15 protein-coding genes are annotated in these 19926 nt (G+C 54.8%); 12 read left to right on the forward strand and 3 right to left on the reverse strand.

Features of this window, described 5'->3' with window-relative positions:
* Positions 1-77: 77 nt before the first annotated feature.
* Positions 78-749 (forward strand): SOS response-associated peptidase, encoded by a 672-nt coding sequence (locus ACO9K6_RS16820; RefSeq protein WP_424768705.1) that lies wholly within the window; start codon positions 78-80, stop codon positions 747-749.
* Between the two features lie 231 nt (positions 750-980).
* Positions 981-2723 (forward strand): PAS domain S-box protein, encoded by a 1743-nt coding sequence (locus ACO9K6_RS16825; RefSeq protein WP_424768706.1) that lies wholly within the window; start codon positions 981-983, stop codon positions 2721-2723.
* Between the two features lie 106 nt (positions 2724-2829).
* Here ACO9K6_RS16825 and ACO9K6_RS16830 read toward each other — a convergent pair whose 3' ends face one another.
* Together ACO9K6_RS16830 and ACO9K6_RS16835 are read right to left on the reverse strand one after the other, a co-directional pair.
* Entirely contained in the window at positions 2830-3822 is a 993-nt protein-coding gene (locus ACO9K6_RS16830) for an electron transfer flavoprotein subunit alpha/FixB family protein (RefSeq protein ID WP_424768707.1), read from the reverse strand.
* Positions 3823-3906: 84 nt separating this feature from the next.
* Positions 3907-4749, reverse strand: coding sequence for an electron transfer flavoprotein subunit beta/FixA family protein (locus ACO9K6_RS16835; RefSeq protein WP_424768732.1), 843 nt, complete (start codon positions 4747-4749; stop codon positions 3907-3909).
* A 244-nt stretch (positions 4750-4993) separates the two neighbouring features.
* Here ACO9K6_RS16835 and ACO9K6_RS16840 point away from each other — a divergent pair, with 244 nt between their 5' ends.
* The 8 genes from ACO9K6_RS16840 (at position 4994) to ACO9K6_RS16875 (ending at position 16114) form a co-directional block, all read left to right on the forward strand.
* On the forward strand, positions 4994-7237 hold the full coding sequence (locus ACO9K6_RS16840) for a heterodisulfide reductase-related iron-sulfur binding cluster (RefSeq protein ID WP_424768708.1): 2244 nt from the start codon (positions 4994-4996) through the stop codon (positions 7235-7237).
* A gap of 165 nt (positions 7238-7402) precedes the next feature.
* Complete coding sequence (locus tag ACO9K6_RS16845; RefSeq protein WP_424768709.1) at positions 7403-9844, forward strand: 3-hydroxyacyl-CoA dehydrogenase/enoyl-CoA hydratase family protein; 2442 nt, start codon at positions 7403-7405, stop codon at positions 9842-9844.
* 22 nt (positions 9845-9866) lie between these two features.
* Complete coding sequence (locus ACO9K6_RS16850; protein WP_424768710.1) at positions 9867-11087, forward strand: acetyl-CoA C-acyltransferase; 1221 nt, start codon at positions 9867-9869, stop codon at positions 11085-11087.
* A 44-nt stretch (positions 11088-11131) separates the two neighbouring features.
* A complete protein-coding gene (locus tag ACO9K6_RS16855; protein ID WP_424768711.1) occupies positions 11132-12919 on the forward strand; it encodes an acyl-CoA dehydrogenase family protein in 1788 nt (595 codons plus the stop codon).
* Between the two features lie 15 nt (positions 12920-12934).
* A complete protein-coding gene (locus ACO9K6_RS16860) occupies positions 12935-14956 on the forward strand; it encodes a long-chain-fatty-acid--CoA ligase (protein ID WP_424768712.1) in 2022 nt (673 codons plus the stop codon).
* Positions 14957-14961: 5 nt separating this feature from the next.
* Positions 14962-15390 (forward strand): PaaI family thioesterase, encoded by a 429-nt coding sequence (locus ACO9K6_RS16865; protein ID WP_424768713.1) that lies wholly within the window; start codon positions 14962-14964, stop codon positions 15388-15390.
* A 134-nt stretch (positions 15391-15524) separates the two neighbouring features.
* Positions 15525-15746: a hypothetical protein gene (locus ACO9K6_RS16870; protein ID WP_424768714.1), complete on the forward strand. Its 222-nt coding sequence runs from the start codon at positions 15525-15527 to the stop codon at positions 15744-15746.
* 179 nt (positions 15747-15925) lie between these two features.
* Positions 15926-16114: a hypothetical protein gene (locus ACO9K6_RS16875; protein ID WP_424768715.1), complete on the forward strand. Its 189-nt coding sequence runs from the start codon at positions 15926-15928 to the stop codon at positions 16112-16114.
* Positions 16115-16305: 191 nt separating this feature from the next.
* Here ACO9K6_RS16875 and ACO9K6_RS16880 read toward each other — a convergent pair whose 3' ends face one another.
* Entirely contained in the window at positions 16306-17316 is a 1011-nt protein-coding gene (locus ACO9K6_RS16880; RefSeq protein ID WP_424768733.1) for a LacI family DNA-binding transcriptional regulator, read from the reverse strand.
* 306 nt (positions 17317-17622) lie between these two features.
* On the opposite strand from ACO9K6_RS16880, the gene ACO9K6_RS16885 reads away from it, so the two are divergent.
* Together ACO9K6_RS16885 and ACO9K6_RS16890 are read left to right on the forward strand one after the other, a co-directional pair.
* Entirely contained in the window at positions 17623-18585 is a 963-nt protein-coding gene (locus ACO9K6_RS16885; protein WP_424768716.1) for an MTP-1 family protein, read from the forward strand.
* Positions 18585-19664, forward strand: a complete 1080-nt coding sequence (locus tag ACO9K6_RS16890) for a BtaManbiosPhlase (protein WP_424768717.1) — start codon at positions 18585-18587, stop codon at positions 19662-19664. The genes ACO9K6_RS16885 and ACO9K6_RS16890 overlap by 1 nt, the downstream gene beginning before the upstream one ends.
* Positions 19665-19926: the final 262 nt, after the last annotated feature.

Here is a 19926-nt window from a genome sequence, read left to right on the forward strand (position 1 = left end):
TAGCAGTTGAATCGCTATGCATAATTCTACAGCTTTTAACAAAAACTGGTTCAAACAACGTGTAAAGGGTGGTCGCGATGATTGAACGGTTTTCGTTAACAGCAGATATTGGAGATATCGTAGACATGTTTCAGGTAAAAAAGCTCGTTCGGGGGTATACGAACCGCTTTAACGTGGTGCCGACACAGACGGTATCGATCGTTATGAATGACCGGTTCGAGCAGCGGTCGCTGCAGGAGTCGAGATGGGGGCTGTTCCCTTTCTGGGCAAAAGACTCCGTTAACGCCGATCATATGACGGTGTCATCGAAGCCATTTTTGGACAGGATGCTTCGCAGACAGCGGTGCGTGCTGCCGTGCAGCGGATTTTACGGGCAGAAGCAGTTCGGCAAAGAGCGCGATCCACGCGCGATGCACATCGTCGTTCCGAGCAAGAAGCTGTTTGGAATCGCTGGAATTTATGATTGCTGGAGAAATGTGAATGGCAAGGAGGTGCGTGCCTTCACGATGCTTACAGCGGGAGCAAGCGGCGCGATGTCGGTGTGGCAGCCCAGAGTTCCGGTTATTTTGGACGCGGATGGCATCGAGGATTGGCTTAATCCTCGCATCACAGCGTTCAGCAGCCTGCGCAAGCATCTGGAGGCGATGGACTCCTACCTGATGCGCGCCTATCCCGTTACGAACGAGGTACATAATGATCTGTACGAGTCGCCGGATTGCATCCGGGAGATTCGGCCGGATTTTGCTTAAATGGAGAAGGATCGGCATTGGGCCGGTCCTTTCGTATGATTGGGTCAGCCAGAAAGAACGGGTTGGCCTTTTTTAGTGTGCGATGGGAAGTTATAGCTTCAGCAGGAACATGTGCATGCTTGTATATATAAATCATTGATAAGTCTGTTGCTGTCGTTAGCGTTAGGAGTCGAGGCTATCGTTTCAGGTTACGGCGATTATGGTTAAGAGTTTTGGAAGGGGGGAAATCTAATGATCCATCCGTCAGCGGAAAACCCGTCCATTTTTGAACATATATTTCGTTCCTCGCCGATAGCCATCGCCATCGTTTCTCCCGAGACCGGCATTTGGATCAAGACCAACCCTGCCTTCTGCAAAATGCTTGGTTATACGGAGGAGGAGTTGCTCACCCGGACCTGCATGGATGTTACCAATGCATCCGATTTGGCAATTCGTCATGAGATTTTCTGCGAGTTGTTGAGCGGGAGCCAGTCTGTACTCGAGTTTGAAAAGCGCTATGTTCACAAGAATGGGGGCATCGTCTGGGCCAGCCTGCATGTGTCGCTGGTACGCAATGAGCAGACAGGAGAGCCCTTGCATCTTATCAAACAGGCAATCGACATAACGGGAAAAAAAGCAGCGGAGCAAAAACTCCTCGAGGATGAGGAGCTGCACAACCTCATTCTCGAACATGCTCAGGATGCAATTACCTTAAGCACACCCGATGGTATCACCCTATATGCGTCCACGTCCGTCCGCCACCTGCTCGGATACGAGCCGCAAGAGGTTATCGGGAGAAATAATTTGGAGCTGTATCATCCGGATGATATGCAGGAGCTGCGGGGGAATTATACGTTAGTAAATATTAGTTTGCAGGAGTTAAGCGGTTATACACTTATTCTCAATTCAGTATCCGAAGGGATTTTCGGTCTGGACAATGAGGGAAAGGGAATATTCGTCAATCCCGCTGGAGCCTGTATGCTGGGCTGCGATCCGAAGCAGTTCACTGGTAAAAAGCATTGCGAGACCATCCAGCATACAAGAGCTGACGGCAGCCCTTATTCTTTTGGAGAATCACCTATTTATAAAACCATTCAAGACGGGCTTCCACGCGCCGCGAATGAGGAAATCTTCTGGCGAACGGACGGGTCGAGCTTTCTCGTCAACTATCGGATAACGCCCATCATCGACAAAGGGGTAACCAAGGGCGCCGTCATCGTCTTTACCGATATAACAAATGAGAAGGAAATTCTGCGGGCAAAAGAGTCCGCGGAACGCGCGGATCACGCAAAGTCTGAGTTTTTAGCGATTATGAGCCATGAGCTGCTTACCCCGATGAATGGCGTTATCGGCATGACGGATCTGCTGCTGGAAACACCGCTCACGGAAGAACAGCACGATTATGCGGAGATTATCCGCGGCAGCGGCGATACTCTGCTGAGTATCCTGAATGACATTCTGGACTTCAGTAAAATAGAGGCCGGAAAGATGGACCTCAGTCGCGATCCGGTAGACTTGCGCCAAATTATGGAGTCTGTGAATGAAATGTTCGCCAAAAGATTATCGGAAAAGGACAGCATCAAACTGACCTACAATATTGATTCCTCCATACCCTGGGCCGTGATGGGAGACGCAACCCGAATCCGGCAGGTGCTTATTAATCTGGTCGGAAATGCAATGAAATTTACCGAAGAGGGAAGCGTCGCAGTGGACGTGCGCAGACTGCCGGGCAAGGATATGCAATCGTTTATGCTCGAATTTGCGGTAGCGGATACCGGCATCGGCATTCCGGAGGACAAGCTCGACGATCTGTTTCATTCTTTTTCGCAGCTGCATCCATCCGTTAACCGCAAGTACGGCGGAACTGGACTGGGACTCGCCATTTGCAAGAAGCTGGTGGAGCTCATGGGAGGAACCATATCGTGTCATAGCGTGGAAGGAGAAGGCTCAACCTTTCGGTTTACGCTCCTTACAGTCGATCTACGATGTGAATAGCGAACGAGTTGACGGAGGATAGGTCATTCCTAGGGATGATTACTTCCGTTAGCACAAGCAACAGGCTGCGGCGGCAGCCTGTTGCCTGTTAGCGAGATATGGATTTCTATGAGCATACGCGCTGCACTTCGGCGGTTAATAAGGGTACGACCTCGAACAGGTCTCCGACGATGCCGAAGTCGGCAACGCCGAAGATCGGGGCATCGGGGTCTTTGTTAATGGCGACGATGACGCGGGACTGGCTCATCCCGGCCAAATGCTGAATGGCGCCGCTGATGCCGCAGGCAATGTAGAGCTGCGGCGTAACGACCTTGCCGGTCTGCCCGATTTGGAGGGCATAATCGCAATAGCCGGCGTCGCAGGCGCCGCGGGAGGCACCGACCGCGCCGCCGAGAACGGAGGCCAGCGCTTGCAGCGGCTCGAAGCCCGCTGCGCTGCGCACCCCTCGGCCGCCGGATACGACGACGTCGGCTTCGGCGAGATCAAGCTGCCCGCCAGTGCGGCGCACAAGGCTGCGCACGGCGGTGTAGAGCGGCGGCACCGTGAACGGCAAAGCCGTGACGGTGCCTGTACGCTCACCGGCGTCGACAGGCTCCGCCGCCGGCAAATTATTCGGGCGCACCGTGATGACCCACGGTTGGCCCGGCAGGAAGCTGCGCCGCTCGAACGCCTTGCCGGCGTAGAGCGGGCGAATGAAGCCGACGTCGCCGCCATCGTCAGACACCTCGATGGCGGTGACGTCGGCGACGTGGCCGGCGCCATAGGCTGCGGCCACGCGGGGCGCGAGCTCGCGCCCCATCGCGGTGTGGCCGAGCAGAAGCGCGTCCGGCCGCACCGCAGCCATAGCTGCGCCGAGAGCGGCGATGTACGCCTCGGGCGCGAAGGCGCGGAGGGAAGGGTCGTCGGCGATATGCACGACGTTCGCCCCCCGCGCGGTCAGCGCGGCGGCTTCCCCCGCCGCGCCGCCGGAGCAGGCAAGGACGGCATGGACAGCGCCGTCCTTGCCTGCGAGCCGCCGCCCCGCGCCGAGCGCTTCCAGCGCGACGCGGCGGAGGGCGCCGTCCCGGCTCTCAGCAAACACGAGTATCGTTTTGGACATCGAATAAAGCTCCTCTCTGTAGCTTATAAGCGGTTCCTTACTCATTTATCAGCAGCCTGCTATTCATTTGCATTAAGGGCAGCTTTACAGCAGCTTCGCCTCTGACTGAAGCAGGGATACGAGCGCGGCTGCTTGCTCTGCCGCTTCGCCCGGCAGGCGTTTGCCGACTGCGCGGGGCGGAGGCGGGAATAGCTGCGTGCGCAAGGTGCGGGCCAAAACATCCTGCAGAGCAGAATCGCCGCTGCCGAGCAGCTCGTCGACCGTCAACGTACGCAGCGGCTTGCGCTTCGCCTTCATAATGCCTGGCAGCGATGGGTAGCGCGGCTCGTTGAGACCCTGCTGCGCGGTAATGAGCGCAGGCAGCGGGATCGATACCGTTTCGGTGTCGCCTTCAACATCCCGCTCCACCAGCGCAAAGTGTTCAGCGCTTGCTCCAGCTGCCGCCATCGTGTCCGCGTTCGGCAGCGCGGCATGCTCGGCTGACGATAGAATCGTCAGCTTCACAGCCGCTGAAGCATGCGGCAGCTTCAGGCGCTCTGCAATCTGCAGCGCTACGCTTCCCGCTCCGCTGTCAACTGCAAAAAGCCCAGCTAGCAGCAGATCTGGAGCAAGCGGCGCAATTCCTGCAGCCAAAGCGGCAGCTGTCGGGAAGCTGTCATCCGGCAGCCCGCTGCTGTCCAGCCGAATGGCTTCATCCGCCCCAACCGCGAGCGCCGTGCGCAGCGCCTCCTGCGAGCGCTCGGGTCCGCAAGTGATCGCAATGACCTGTCCGCCATGCAGATCCCGCAGGCGGATCGCCTCCTCCAGCGCATATTCGTCGTAAGGGTTGATGACGAACTTGGCCTCCCGCTCATCGACGCCCTCCGGCGTCACCACGATTTTCTCCTCGGTATCGAACGTTTGCTTGAGAAGCACCACGATTTTCAACATAGAAGGTCCCTCGCTTACGCTAATATTTTTTATTCCATATGACATTGTCCATCAGTGCTATGGTATGTCGGCTGCCCCTTGAATAGACCGCTTGGATTAGGCGGCTCTGCGGCATGTTCGTGCTCGACAGCTCATATACATGGAGTACCGCGGGTATTTTTGAAAGCGCTTCACTACTTGTCCAACTCATGCGAGCAAGCGTGTTGGCGATAGGAGCCGACATTCAAGGAGGGCAGGGCATATGGCATACGTATTGGCGTTTATTTCGTTCGAGCAGCTGTTGAATTGGGGAGAATGGGCGCTGTTCGCCGCTGTTGTGGGATTAGCCGTATGGATGTTCATGGCGGTAGTGCTGCGGCGTGTGATGTACATTCGACTCGGAGCGCCGGCTGTATTTGCCCGATATGAGCGAAAAGCCAGCGACACACGAGGGAGCAGCTTCAGCGCTCAAGTGTTTGGGCACCGGAGGCTGCTGAACGATTTGAGAAGCGGCATCATGCATTTGGTTTATTTTTATGGCTTTATTGCGCTGCAGCTTGGTGCGGTGGACTTGATATGGAAGGGACTGAACGGCGGTGTCCCGCTGCCGCTGCCTTATTATGATTGGTTTGCATGGTCACAGGAGGTAACGGTGGCGCTCGTGCTGGCAGCCGTTCTCTATGGGGCCTTCCGCCGTTACGGCGAAAGGCTCCCGAGACTCAAACGCGGCTGGAAGCCCTCGCTTGTCATGTGGTTTATCGGATCGCTGATGCTCACTGTCCTGCTTAGCTTAGCGTTCGAGCGGCTCTCCGAAGGCTCGAGCTCAACGCATGCCGTTGCCGCGAGCTATGCGCCACTCAGCGCGCCGCTTGCAGAGCTGCTGGAAGGCGCAGGCGTACAGCCGCAAAGCATAGCCGCTCATGCGGGGTTTGAGATCTTTTGGTGGCTGCATCTGCTCGTGCTCTTAAGCTTCCTCGTGTATGTGCCGCAGTCGAAGCATTTTCATCTGCTGAGCGCTCCGGTCAATCTCTGGTTCCGCCGCAGCACGCCGCCTGGCCGGCTTACGCCGCTCAATTTGGAGGATGAGGAGGCAGAGTCGTTCGGCGCGGGGAAGGTGGAGGATTTTACGCAAAAGCAGCTGCTCGATTTGTACGCTTGCGTCGAGTGCGGACGCTGCACCAATGTATGTCCTGCCTCGAGCACCGGCAAGCTGCTGTCCCCTATGCACTTAATTGTTAAGCTGCGTGATCATTTAACCGAGAAAGGGGCCGCCATCACCTCAAAGTCTCCGTGGCTTCCCGCAAGCCTATGGCAGCCGAAAACAGCCGAGTCCTATGCCCATGTGATGGGAGCGGTGCTGCCCGCCTGGGAAGCTTCGGCCGAAGGAGAAACGACCATTGCGCCCACGATGGCTGCGCAAGCCGGCGCATGGGGCAGACGCGAGGGAGCAAAGCCTGAGGAGGTGGCGTTGATCGGCGAGGTCATCACGGAGGAGGAGCTTTGGGCGTGCACGACCTGCCGCAATTGCGAGGAGCAATGTCCTGTCGGAATTGAGCATGTCGACAAAATCATCGATATGCGAAGACAGCTTGTGCTTATGGAGGGCAAGCTGCCCTCTGACGCTCAGCGCGCGCTGCAAAACATCGAGCGGCAAAGCAATCCATGGGGACTTCCGCGGGCAGAACGCGCAGCGTGGATCACGGAGTGCGAGAGCCGAACCGGCGTCCGTGTGGATACGATGCAGGAGCTGAAGCGGCAGGGACGCAGTGCGGACATTTTGCTTTGGGCGGGCTCGATGGGCTCGTATGATATGCGCAGCCGCCGGGTTCTATTTGATTTGGTGCGTTTGCTTGATCATGCGGGCATTAGCTTCGCTGCGTTAGGCCTCGAGGAGCGAAGCTCGGGCGATACGGCGAGACGGATCGGGAATGAGCTACTGTTCCAGGAGCTGTGCCGCGAAAATATCGAAACCTTCAGGAAATACGGCGTCACCCGAATCGTCACCCCCTGTCCGCACACGTTTAATACGTTTAAAAATGAATATCCCGACTTCGGCCTAAGCGATGACGTCACGGTCGAGCATCATACTGAGCTCCTTGCGCGGCTGCTTGAAGAGGGAGCAATTCAGCCGGAGTATGTGATCGATGAACGTGTGACCGTTCACGATTCTTGTTATCTTGGCCGCTACAACAACACGTACGAGGCGCCGCGCAGCCTGCTGCGGGCTATTCCCGGCGTAACGATCACCGAAATGGAGCGTTCTGGCGCGAACGGGATGTGCTGCGGGGCCGGCGGAGGCTTGATGTGGATGGAGGAGCACTCGGGAACGCGCGTTAACCATGCCCGCACCGCCCAAGCGCTCGAGGTGATGCCAACGGTCATTAGCTCGGCCTGCCCATATTGCTTGACGATGATGGAGGATGGCCTCAAAGCATTGAGAGCGGATGAACGGGTTATTGCGCGCGATGTGGCGGAGCTGCTGGCGGAGAGTGTTTTTGGGAGCTAAGCAAGGGCGGGGATGATGCTCCGCGTCTAACCGCGGTCCTAGGGTGTCGTAGTCGTACGCTCTATTGGGCGAGGCGGAGAGGTTTGAAGGAAATGCGGTGCAGGCTGTCTTCGATAGTTACCACCTATAGTTACCATGCCTCAAACATTTAAAAGGAGGTTGCCTATGACCATAAAAGCTTCGCAAAAAAGCGCCGGCACGATCCGCAGGGCGGCCGTCATCGGCTCAGGCGTGATGGGAGCCGGCATTGCCGCTCATCTGGCGAATGCGGGCATGCACGTCCTGCTGCTGGATGTGGCTCCGACCGCCTTGACAGCGGCGGAAGAGAAGCTGGGACTGACGCTGGCGGATGCCAAGGTGCGCAGCCGGCTGGCCACCGAGGCCATTGCTCGGATGAGCAAGTCGCAGCCTGCGCAGCTATATGATCCGTCTTGGACGGAGCGCATCACGCCAGGCAATTTGACCGATCACGGGGCATTGCTCGGGGACGTCGATTGGATCATCGAGGCCGTCGTCGAGCGGCTCGACATTAAGCGGGGGGTGCTTGCGCTTATTGATTCGGTCCGCCAGCCGGAGACCATCGTCAGTACGAATACATCCGGCTTGTCGGCAGCGGCGATGACGGAGGGCAGGAGCGAGGGGCTGCGGCGGCATTTTGCGGTGACGCATTTCTTCAATCCTCCCCGTTATATGAAGCTGGTGGAAATTGTTCCAACGGAAGACACGGCGCCCGAGGTCGTGCAGCTGCTCCGGGAGGTGTGCGAGAAGCGGCTGGGCAAAGGGGTTGTTATCGCGAAGGATACGCCTAATTTTATCGCCAATCGTATCGGCACCTTCGGGATGCTGGTGACGCTGGAGGAGATGCTTCGTTTCGGCTTGACCGTGGAAGAAGTGGATGCGCTGACTGGTCCGGCCATGGGAAGGCCGAAGACGGCAACGCTCCGTATGGTGGATCTTGTCGGCTTAGACACGCTGCTGCACGTGGTGGACAATGTCCGCGAGCGAAGCATCGATCCTTATGAGCAGGCTATTTTCACCAGACCGAGGCTGTTGGAGCAATTAGCAGAAGCGGGACGGTTGGGCGAAAAGTCCGGCGCAGGCTTTTATCGGAAGGTGAGAGGGGAGAGCGGCAGCGAGATCGAGTCGCTCAAGCTGGATACGCTTGAGTATGGCCCGAAACGGACCGTAAGCTCGCCTGTCATCGAGGCTTCGAAGACGGCCAAGGGAGCGGCGGCGAAGGTGAAGGCGCTGCTTCGAACCGATCCGAAGGACCGGTACGCGCAGTTCGCATGGTCAACGATCAAAAAAACGCTGCTTTATTCAGCGGCACAGGTTGGCGTGATCGCTGATTCGATCTCCGACATCGACCGTGCAATGCGGTGGGGCTTTAATTGGGAGCTTGGACCATTTGAGCTGTGGGACGCGATCGGGCTTGCCGCATCCGTGAAGCAGATGCAGGAGGAGGGAGAGGCAATACCGGCTTGGGTGACCGCTTGGATTGAAGGCGGGCATGAAAGCTTTTACCGGCAGGAGGGGATGCAGCGGGTTTATGTGTCGGCGGGCGAATATCGGTTGGAAGAGCAAGAGGAGGGTGTTATTTCGCTAACGGCTCTCAAGGCCTCGGGCAAAACCGTGCTCGCCACCTCCGGCGCAAGTCTAATCGATATTGGCGATGACGTGGTGTGCCTGGCGTTTCACTCGCAGAATAATGCGATTGGGGGCGATATTTTAACGGCGATCCGGCAAAGCGCGAAGGAGGTCTCTCAAAATTGGCGGGGACTCGTGCTCGCGAACGAGGGACGGAACTTTTGCGTCGGGGCTAATCTGATGCTTTTGCTGATGGAGGCGCAAAGCGGCGAATGGGACGAAGTTGAGGATATTATTCGCTTTTTCCAGAGCAGCATGCTGGAGCTCAAGCGGCTGGATCGGCCGGTAGTCGCTGCGCCGCATCGCATGACGCTTGGGGGCGGGGTGGAAGCCTGTCTGCCGGCGGACCAAATTATTTATTCGCCAGAGACATACTTCGGATTGGTCGAGACGGGGGTGGGCCTTATTCCTGCGGGCGGGGGCTGCAAGGAAGCGGCTGCAATGGCAGCCGAACGGGCACTCGTCTCAGGGAATGGAAAGCAGCCGTCGGATTTGCAGCCATACTTAAATGCGTTGTTCGAGACCATCGCGTTAGCCAAAACATCCGCCAGCGGCTACGAGGTAATCCGCTTAGGGCTAATGAGGCCGCAGGATAAGGTTATTATGCGGCAGGAGGCTAGAATCGCCGAGGCGAAGCGGGCGGTGCTCGAGCTGGATCGGGCGGGCTATTCGGCGCCGGCCGAAGCGCGCACTCGCGTTGCCGGACGTGAGGGCAAGGCGGTGCTTAAGGTCGCGGTGCAGGCGATGCGGCTGAGCGGACATATTAGCGAGCATGACGCGCTGATCGCGGGCAAGCTCGCGCATGTGCTTGCCGGCGGCGATATTAAGCCGGGAGCGGAGGTAAGCGAGCAATATTTGCTCGATTTGGAATGCGAGGCATTCCTCAGCTTATGCGGCGAACGCAAAACACAGGAGCGCATGAGCCATATGCTGGCGACCGGCAAGCCGCTGCGGAACTAGGAAATGAAAGGAGGAAATCGCCATGTCAGCTGCATCACCATTTATGGATCATCCACGCGATGCCGTTATCGTAGCTGCCGTTCGGACTGCTGTAGGTAAAGCGTCGAAGGGAAGCCTTGCTGAGACGAGAGCGGAGGACCTTGGACGCGCTGTGCTCCAAGGGGCGCTCAAGCGGCTGCCCGGCCTGTTGCCGGAGCACATTGAGGATGTCATCATCGGCTGTGCGATGCCGGAAGGAGAGCAGGGGCTGAATTTTGCCCGTGTCATCTCGCTTTATGCAGGGCTGCCTGTGTCAACACCAGCAGTTACTGTCAATCGTTTCTGTGCCTCGGGGCTGCAGGCGATTGCCTATGCGGCGGAGCGCATCCGTCTCGGCGATGCAGATATTATCGCCGCGGGCGGCGTTGAGAGCATGAGCCATGTGCCGATGACCGGCTTTAAGCTGTCACCGCATCCGGCCCTCGTTGACAAAATGCCGGAGATTTATATGGGCATGGGGCATACAGCCGAGGAGGTGGCCCGGCGCTATGCCGTCACGCGCCAGGCGCAGGATGCTTTTGCGGCATCCAGTCATCGCAAGGCTGCCGCAGCCATTAAAGAAGGCCGGTTTCGAGCCGAGATCGTTCCAATGACCGTCAGCCGCTCGGGCATTAATGATGCGGGGCGTCCGTGGGAGGAAGTCTTTCTCTTTGATACGGATGAGGGCGTGCGGCCGGAAACAACGGTACAGACGCTGGCGCTGCTGAAGCCGTCCTTTGCTCGTGAAGGAACGGTTACCGCAGGCAACACATCGCAAATGAGCGACGGCGCAGCAGCTGTTATCGTCATGAGCCGCGAGCGCGCGGCAGAGCTGGGTCTCAGGCCGCTCGCTGTATTTCGCAGTTACAGTGTAGCCGGCGTCGCGCCTGAGGTGATGGGCATCGGACCGATCGAGGCGGTGCCAAAAGCTCTTCATAAAGCAGGCATTACGCTAGAGGACGTTGATTTGTTCGAGCTGAATGAAGCTTTTGCCGCACAATGTGTTCCGATCATTCAAGAGCTCGGCATCGATCCCGAACGCGTCAATGTGAATGGCGGAGCGATTGCGCTCGGCCATCCGCTCGGCTGTACAGGTACAAAACTCACCGTATCGCTCGTTCATGAGCTAGGCAGACGGGGCGGCGGCTTCGGAGTGGTGACCATGTGTATTGGAGGCGGTATGGGAGCGGCGGGTGTCATTGAGGTTTATGGCTTAGAGCAATGAGTCGAAGCGGTCTATTTTGCCTTGACGGAAAGGAGTGCTGATGCATGACGGAGACGGTACGTTTTGGCGGTCGGTTTGTCGTAGAGGACAGTGTGCCCGAATCGGTCGTAACGCCTGAGGATTTCACGGAGGAGCAGCGGATGATGGCCGAAGCCGCACAGCAGTATATCGAGGCCGAAATTACGCCGCGGGATGCGGAGCTGGAAGCCTTGAACTATGACATGACGGTGGAGCTCATGCGCAAGGCGGGAGAGCTTGGCCTGCTTGGCGCGGATGTGCCAGAGGCGTACGGCGGCCTCGGGCTCGACAAGGTGAGCACGACGCTGCTTGGAGAAACCTTAGCCCGGACCTCATCGTTCGCCCTCTCGGTAGGCGCGCACACGGGGATCGGCACGCTGCCGATCGTATACTTCGGTACCCCCGCGCAGAAAAAAGCTTATTTGCCTGCTCTCGCAACAGGCGAGCGCATTGCGGCATACTGCCTGACCGAGCCGGCCTCAGGCTCGGATGCGCTCGGCGCGAAGACGACGGCGAGACTTTCGCCAAGCGGCAAGCATTACGTGCTGAACGGCTCGAAGCTGTATATTACAAACGCCGGCTTTGCCGACTTGTTCATCGTATACGCGAAGGTGGATGGCGAATATTTTACCGCATTTATTGTTGAAAAGGGAATGCCAGGGTTCAGCATCGGGCCGGAGGAACACAAGATGGGCATCAAAGGCTCGTCCACCTGCCCTATATACTTTGAGGATGTGGCTGTCCCGGTTGAAAATGTGCTCGGTGAGGTCGGTAAGGGACATCATATTGCGTTTAACATTTTGAATATCGGGCGCTTCAAGCTCGGGGCTGGCTGTCTTGGATCGGCTAAGGAAACGATCGAGCTGGCGTCAGCCTATGCCAATACGCGCAAGCAATTCGGGCGGGCGATTTCCTCCTATCCGCTCATTGGCGCTAAGCTCGCGGATATGAATATCCGCACATTCGTGCTGGAGAGCATGCTGTACCGGACGGCGGGCTTTATTGATGCCACGCTGCAGACGGTCGAGGCTGATGGTCATGCGGACGATGGCATGCTGGTAGCAAAGGCCATCGCCGAGTATGCGATCGAATGCTCGATTATTAAGGTTTTCGCTTCCGAAGCGCTTGATTTCATAGCGGATGAAGGGGTGCAAATACACGGCGGCTATGGCTATATTCGCGAATATAAGGTAGAGCGGATTTATCGGGATTCGCGGATTAACCGGATTTTTGAAGGGACGAATGAGATCAATCGAATGCTCATCCCGGGCACGCTGATGAAAAAAGCGCTCAAAGGCGAGCTGCCGATCATGCGCAAAGCGCGCGCGCTTCAGGCTGAGCTCGTTGCGCCGATGCCGATTCCGCCGCTCGATAAACCGCTGAGCAAGGAAGCTTACCGGCTTGGTCAAGCGAAGAAGACGTTTCTCGCCATCGGCGGACTGGCTGTGCAGAAGCTGGGCATAAAGCTTGAGCAGGAGCAGGAGGTGCTGTGCGCGCTTGCTGATCTGATGATTCAAATTTACGCAATGGAGAGCGCGCTGCTGCGTGCGCAAAAAATGGTCAAAGCCGGTGGGGAGAAAGCTGCGGAGAAAATGGAGCATATCGTGGCGATGACGACCGTATTCGTCCAAGAGGCGATGGAGCGGGTGGAATCACTGGCGAAGCTGGCGCTTGCCGCGCTGGAGCAGGGGGACGGCCTGCAAATGCAGCTGTCCGTGCTAAAGAAGCTGATGCGCGCTCCGCTTTCCGATACGGTAGCTTTGAAGCGTACGATTGCCGCTCGTGTCATTCGAAATGAGCATTATGTCGTGTAAAGGGGGAGAGCAAGTATGGATCCGCTCAGACCGCAAGACCCGCTTTTGCCCGAGCAATCGCCAGCAGATGATACGCAGGCTGATGCTTCGGCTGAACCGACGATCGAACCGATTACAGCAGCGCCCGCTCCACTATCCGCCGAGCCGGTTCTCGAACCGTCCGACCCACCATCCGGCTTTGCTGCCACGGAACAGAGTAACGAATTAGCCTCCATGCTCCCTGGCGATTCGTCTGGGGAAGCTCCACTCGAGCCACAAGCTGGTTCATCCGCAGAATCGACTGCGAATGCGCCTGCTGCAAACGAGGATTCCCCGCGTCCGTGGCTGCTTCACTACCCGGTAGAGGTAGCGGCGTCGCTGGACTACCCTGACCAAAACCTGGCGCAGTTTTTATTAAATGCCGTTCATCGTTATCCGGACCATGTGGCCGTCCACTTCCTTGGCAAAACGTTGACCTACCGCGAGCTGCATACCGATGCCGTCCGACTGGCAACCGGTCTGCTGTCGCTTGGAATCAAGACAGGAGACCGCGTGGCCATTATGCTTCCGAACTGCCCGCAGGCGGTCATCGCTTATTACGGCGTGCTGCTGGCAGGCTGCGTAGTCGTGCAGACGAATCCGCTCTATGTGGAGCGGGAGCTGGAATATCAGCTAAACGACAGCGGAGCAGTGGCCATTATTACGGTTGATCTGCTTTATGCGCGCCTCTCACGTGTACGCGGCAAACAGCCGGATACCGGCCCGCTGCCGCAGCTTCGGCACGCGATTATTACGTCCATCAAGGATGGACTGCCTTTTCCCAAAAATATGCTTTACCCCATTAAGCAGCGCAAGGAAGGCTTCCGAGCGGATATTCCATACGGCAGCTTTGGCGTGATCAGCTACAAGAAGCTGCTCGCTGTGAAAGCGCCTTCCATCTCATTGCCGGACCCTCCAAAAGGCTCAGACCTGGCGGCGCTGCAATATACGGGAGGCACGACGGGAACACCGAAGGGCGTCATGCTGTCGCACCGCAATCTGGTGGCCAATACGATACAAACCTCAGCCTGGTGCTACAAAGCCCAGGATGCCAAAGAAAAGTTCCTCGCCGCGCTGCCTCTGTTTCATGTATTTGGATTAACGGTATTAATGAATATGTCTGTCCTGCGGGCGGGTACGCTTATCTTGCTGCCGCGTTTCGAGACAGAGACGGTGCTTCAGACAATCAATAAGCAGCAGCCGACGATCTTTCCAGGGGCGCCTACGATGTATATTGCGCTCATTCATCATAAGGCTGCTGCCAAAACTGATCTTTCATCTATTAATGTATGTATTAGCGGCTCCGCTGCGCTGCCGCTTGAAGTGCAGGAACAGTTCGAAGCGATGACTGGCGGCAGGCTTATTGAGGGCTACGGCTTGTCGGAGGCTTCTCCGGTGACCCATGCCAATCCCATATGGGGCAAGCGCAAGATAGGCACGATCGGTCTGCCGTTCCCTGATACAGAGGCTGCAGTTGTTCATCCGGTTACAGGGGAACGGCTGCCGGCCGGCGAGCTGGGCGAGCTTGTCGTAAGAGGACCGCAGGTGATGCAGGGCTATTGGAACAAGCCGCTCGAAACCGATCTGGTGCTGCGAAACGGCTGGCTGCATACCGGCGATCTTGCTACGATGGATGAAGAGGGCTATTTTACCATTGTAGATCGAATGAAGGATGTCATTATTGCAGGCGGCTTCAACATTTATCCGCGCGAGGTGGAGGAGGTGCTGTTCGAGCATCCTGCCGTGCGGGAGGCGGCGGTTATTGGCGTTAAAGATGATTATCGAGGAGAGACGGTAAAAGCGTTTATTGTATTGAAGGAGGGCTGGCAGGTTTCGCAGAGTCAGCTGGACCGTTGGTGCAGGGAGCGGCTGGCTGCCTACAAGGTTCCGCATCACTATGCGTTTCGGGAAGCGCTTCCAAAAACAATGGTCGGCAAGGTGCTGCGCCGTAAGCTGCAGGAGGAGGAGGCTGAGGCGAAGGAGAAGGAGAAGCCATCGACTGACGATAAAGGAGGGTGATCGGCATGGATGAGGAATGGTTAATACAGCAGGCTGATCAAGCCGGTCACCTGACAAGGCTTGCGGAGCGGGCACAGGCCACATTTTGGGGATTGCTCGGCTGTGAGATCGTACAGGCGAGCAGGAGCAAAGCAACGATTTGTTTGGATACCGCTCCGCAGCATATGAACCTGCTTGGGATCGTGCACGGCGGAGTGCTCATGTCTCTGCTGGATAACGCAATGGGACTTGTGGTGATGCTGGCATCCGAAGAGGGACGGGGGGTGACAGCTAATCTGAATACGCAATTTCTCGCGAGCAGCAAGGGCGGGCTTTTGCTTTGCGAGGCGGAGCTTCTGCATCGTACAGACCGAACGCTGACGCTTCAAGCACAGGTGAAGGATGACAACGGCAAGCTGCTCGCATGGGGCAGCGGAGCCTATCGGTTGATTTAAAGCTTCTACCCAGGCATTTGCTTGAGGACAAGGGATTTTGTATACTAATATATGGAAAGAAAAACGTGTTTAAAAATGGTTAACAATTGCCTGTGAAATTCCGATAATTATAGTAGAGGAAAGGAGGCGGGGACATGGCTCAAGGCTGGGTAACGATGCTTGTTTTAGCATTTGGCATTATGGTTGCCGTTATTGGCGTAATCGCATATTTAAGAATGTTTCGTAAAGACAGGCTCGCTGCAGCATCGCAGCCGGGAGTTGATGCCCCGCCTCCGCAGCAGGCTTTTGCTGCAAATACAAGGGATCATGAGCTTCATGCGGATAGCCAATCCGAACAAGCCACAACAAAGGATTAAGAAATGTTAACTTTCATAATTGAAATCAAAATGTTATAATAGTAAGAAAACTTCAAACATTGTGACAGTTTGGCCATGGAGTTGCCTGCACCGGGAGGGTTCTAGGGGTATAATCGCCGCTTGCGGTCTCGTATACAGTAGTTTAGGACGACCATCGAACGTAAAGGGGAGATGATTTCATGGCGAAGCATAGCCAGAATGAAGTCAAGGAAAGCCTGAAGGAACTCACTAGAATTTTTCAGCCTAAGGACCCGCGCAAGTTTGTTAAGGAATACATTCGAAAGTACCGGATTACCGGCGGCTATGAGGATGAATTAACGACGTTGGTGGAAGATGAACTAGGCAGAATAAACTCCTCGGTCAGCTAAACTCACATTGCACATGACGGCTTTGTTGTCTGTTTTTTAACAGACGGCAAGGCTTTTTTGTTTTTTTGAGATCATGGCAGTTGTCTGACGCGGTGCAGCAGTTATAAGTTGATCATCAAAAGGGCTATCCTTCAAGCAGCTAAGCTTGAGGGATAGCTCTTATTACGTGCAGGATAAACGAATGAAAAAACTTAAGAAATACCATGATCCTGATCCCGTTTCTTAGTCGACTCCCGCACGATCAAGGCTGTAGGAAGAAGAATCTCGATGTAGGGCTCAGCAGGATGGTTCATTCTCCAAATGAGCTGCTGCATGGCGATTTTTCCGAATTTGCTCAAATCCACGTCCATCGTCGTTGTCGTCGGCGTACTGATTCGCGAGAGATGGCCGTTGTCGAAGCTGCATACGGAAATATCATCAGGCACCTTGTAGCCTATCTGCTGCAAGGAGGAAATGAGCAGGAAACCAAGACCGTCATTTACGCAAAACCAGGCTGTTGGCAGAGAGCTCATTTTCGATAATCTGTCCATGACATAGGTTGACTCCTCGACGGTATCTTTCACCAGCCAGTCAGAGTTAATAGCAAGGCCTGCTTCATTCATGGCCATATAGTAGCCTTCCAGACGCTCGTAATAGCTTGGCGAGAACGAGACATCGCCCCAAAATCCGATTTGTGTATGGCCGAGCCCAATAAGATGGCTGACCGCATCGTATCCGCCAAATCGATTGTTCGTCAAGATGCTGTCGGCATGAATTTGGGGATGGTGGTGATCGATAAGGACGGTAGGAATGCCCGTGGCCAGCACAGTATTGATATAGTCTGTACTAATATGCGAAAGGATCAATACCCCGTCGACGGATTGATTTTGCAGAAAAGACGGTAAAATCAGCCCATCCCTTGCTTGCGGATTTATAGACAGGATTTGCAGCGACATGCCGCGCTTAGAGCACTCTTGCTCGATCGATAAATAGATTTCTCCAAAAAAGGTTCTTTGGGAGAAAGCGAAATCGGAGGCTAGCAAAGCGATGCTGCTGGTTCGCTCGGATTGTTTCTTTTTCCGGGTTTCAGAATACCTGTAGCCAAGCCGCTGCGCTGTTTCGATCACGAGCTGTCTCGTATCGTCGCTGACTCCATCCTTTCCCGTAAGGGCCTGAGAAACGGAATTTTTGGAAATATGTAAAGTATCTGCAATCATTTGCATGGTCACTTTTTGCTGTTTCAATTATACCGTCTCCTTCCCATTGCAATAGCGGGCCTTCTTTGAAAAAAAGCTGTAACGTTACAAATTATATCTTATCGGGTTCGAAAAAGGAACAGTTTTTACGCGTAAAATCGGAATTTATTCATTTTTATTGACTTTTCACTCCCCGTATTGAATAATGGACCTAAATTTCAAGAATAAAGTAAAATAATCTTTTAGTAACGTTACTATTACAGTGAAAATACTGTTTTTGTAATTATAACACTGTTTTAGAGACCGTTAGGAACCATAAAGGGGGAACGCGTGATGGGAAAGCTGATCAAAAATGAAGTAAAGACGTGCGCAACGCTGTTGGAGCAATATTTGGAGAAAAACAAGCCTGTTATTAACCCTGTTAAGCTTCTGTTCAAAGGAGTAGGGGATCGCGATGTGTATAATATTTCAGCTCCGTTTGAGGATGATGGGGAGCAAGTTATTGCAGGACGCGTGGAATCCAGAGACAGCGAGCATTCACATATTATGTTTTTTGTCGAGCGGAACGGCGAGTGGATTCCGAGAGAGGGCATGCAGGAGCTTGAGCTGCAGGATCCGTTCTATACGAGAGTCGGCGGAGAAATCGTTCTTGGCGGCGTACAGGTTTATCCTCATCCAACGAATGCCGGTGCGCTTGCCTGGCGGACGGTTATGTATAAGGGGAAGCGGCTTCGGGAGCTTGAGTTGTTCTTCACCGGACCGAACGGCATGAAGGATCTTCGCATAGCCGAGCTGCATGACGGCAGCATTGTTATTCTTACTAGGCCGCAGGGAGAGAAGGGCGGCCGCGGGAAGATCGGATTTATGAGGCTGGCTTCGCTGGCTGAGCTGACGATCGAAAAGGTGGAAGAAGCTCCTCTTCTGAATGAGCAGTTCATTGATGCGGAGTGGGGCGGCGCGAACGAGATCCATTTATTGTCGAACGGTTTAGTCGGCGTTCTCGGCCACATCGCCAGCTTCGATGAGGCGGGTGACCGCCATTATTATCCGATGGTTTTTGCATTGAACCCGTTTACCGGCGAGTATACAGATATCGAGATTATTGCGATTCGCGACAAGTTTCTGCCCGGCGAGTCAAAACGGACGGACTTAGTTGACGTTGTTTTCAGCGGAGGTCTTGTGCGGAAAAAAGACGGCTTCGCCGATTTGTACGCCGGCATCAGCGATGCAGAGGCTCACAGAATGACAATCCAAGATCCATTTTTAAAATTTGAACGTCTCGAGGTGAGCTTATGATGAACATCTACCGCTATGAAGAAAACCCGCTCATTACACCTGCCGACGTCGAGCCCTATCACGAAGGATTCAAAGTCATCGGTGCTTTTAATGCAGGCGTTGCCGAGTATAACGGTGAAACGCTGCTCCTCCTCCGGGTTGCCGAGCAGCCGGTGAGCAGTGATCCGGCGAAGGTGCTGGCGCCGATCTATAATCCGGAGACGGGCGTCGTCGATCTGGTGGAATTGGACCGAAACGATGAACGTTATGATTTTTCGGATCCCCGCGTCGTAAGGGACCGTACTCAAAGCGCGGGCTTTGCTTATTTGACGTCGATTTCCTATATCCGCATAGCCCGGAGCACGGATGGCCATCATTTTAAGGTAGACAGCAAGCCGTTTATTTATCCTTCGAACGAGCAAGAGGTTTTTGGCATCGAGGATCCGCGCGTCACGCAAATGGGTGAAGATTATTATATTTATTTCTCAGTCGTTTCTCCTGACGGAATTGGAGAGTCGATGGTTTCGACCAAAGACTTCATCCACGTTACCCATCATGGGATGATCTTTTGCCCGGATAACAAGGACGTACTCATTTTCCCGGAAAAAATTGGCGGCAAATATTATGCGCTTCACCGCCCAACGATGAAAAGTGTGGGCATGCCGGAAATTTGGATTGCCGAATCGGACAATCTGCTCTATTGGGGCAATCATAAGCATTTGTTCGGCTTGCGCGAAGGCATGTGGGACAGCGGCCGGATTGGCGGCGGTGCAGTTCCGATCCGAACGGAGAGAGGCTGGCTTGAGCTGTATCACGGCGCAACGCAGGAGCATCGCTACTGCATGGGAGCTGTACTGCTTGATCTGAATGATCCGACGAAGATCATTGCGCGCTCGGAGAAGCCGGTACTGGAGCCAGACGCTCCTTACGAGAAGAAAGGCTTTTTCGGAGATGTTGTCTTTTCCTGCGGGGCGATTGTTGAAGGCGATACGGTGAAGATGTACTACGGCGTAGCAGATACATCGATGGCTTGCGCGGAGCTGAGCCTGACGGAAATTTTGGACAGCATGGTTTATGCGCCATCCTACGTGCACGTGTAAGAGAATGAGTGATGGAGGACAGTCTAACCGGCTGTTTTCTTTTGCTTTGCGATAATGAAGCGTGTATTGGAGATACCGAAAGCAATACATGATTAAGGATTACAAATCAACATTACAAAATAAATAAAAGTAATTACTATTAATAAAATAATGTTGACAAAATCTCAAAGTAATTTAAAATAATAAATATAAAACGTTTTCATTTCTCGTTACAACATGCATTATACTTTTTGTTGTCATGTAGACAGGACATAGCGTTAAA

It is taken from the genome of Paenibacillus praedii (genome assembly GCF_049725345.1).
GTDB lineage: Bacteria > Bacillota > Bacilli > Paenibacillales > Paenibacillaceae > Pristimantibacillus.

Bases quoted from the DNA above. Each gene is read 5' to 3' on its own strand.
- ACO9K6_RS16885 (WP_424768716.1), top strand. From the start codon at position 17,623: ATGGGAAAGCTGATCAAAAATGAAGTAAAGACGTGCGCAACGCTGTTG.
- ACO9K6_RS16840 (WP_424768708.1), top strand. From the start codon at position 4,994: ATGGCATACGTATTGGCGTTTATTTCGTTCGAGCAGCTGTTGAATTGG.
- ACO9K6_RS16820 (WP_424768705.1), top strand. From the start codon at position 78: ATGATTGAACGGTTTTCGTTAACAGCAGATATTGGAGATATCGTAGAC.
- ACO9K6_RS16830 (WP_424768707.1), bottom strand. From the start codon at position 3,822: ATGTCCAAAACGATACTCGTGTTTGCTGAGAGCCGGGACGGCGCCCTC.
- ACO9K6_RS16890 (WP_424768717.1), top strand. From the start codon at position 18,585: ATGAACATCTACCGCTATGAAGAAAACCCGCTCATTACACCTGCCGAC.
- ACO9K6_RS16855 (WP_424768711.1), top strand. From the start codon at position 11,132: ATGACGGAGACGGTACGTTTTGGCGGTCGGTTTGTCGTAGAGGACAGT.
- ACO9K6_RS16850 (WP_424768710.1), top strand. From the start codon at position 9,867: ATGTCAGCTGCATCACCATTTATGGATCATCCACGCGATGCCGTTATC.
- ACO9K6_RS16865 (WP_424768713.1), top strand. From the start codon at position 14,962: ATGGATGAGGAATGGTTAATACAGCAGGCTGATCAAGCCGGTCACCTG.
- ACO9K6_RS16860 (WP_424768712.1), top strand. From the start codon at position 12,935: ATGGATCCGCTCAGACCGCAAGACCCGCTTTTGCCCGAGCAATCGCCA.
- ACO9K6_RS16875 (WP_424768715.1), top strand. From the start codon at position 15,926: ATGGCGAAGCATAGCCAGAATGAAGTCAAGGAAAGCCTGAAGGAACTC.
- ACO9K6_RS16825 (WP_424768706.1), top strand. From the start codon at position 981: ATGATCCATCCGTCAGCGGAAAACCCGTCCATTTTTGAACATATATTT.
- ACO9K6_RS16870 (WP_424768714.1), top strand. From the start codon at position 15,525: ATGGCTCAAGGCTGGGTAACGATGCTTGTTTTAGCATTTGGCATTATG.
- ACO9K6_RS16880 (WP_424768733.1), bottom strand. From the start codon at position 17,316: ATGCAAATGATTGCAGATACTTTACATATTTCCAAAAATTCCGTTTCT.
- ACO9K6_RS16845 (WP_424768709.1), top strand. From the start codon at position 7,403: ATGACCATAAAAGCTTCGCAAAAAAGCGCCGGCACGATCCGCAGGGCG.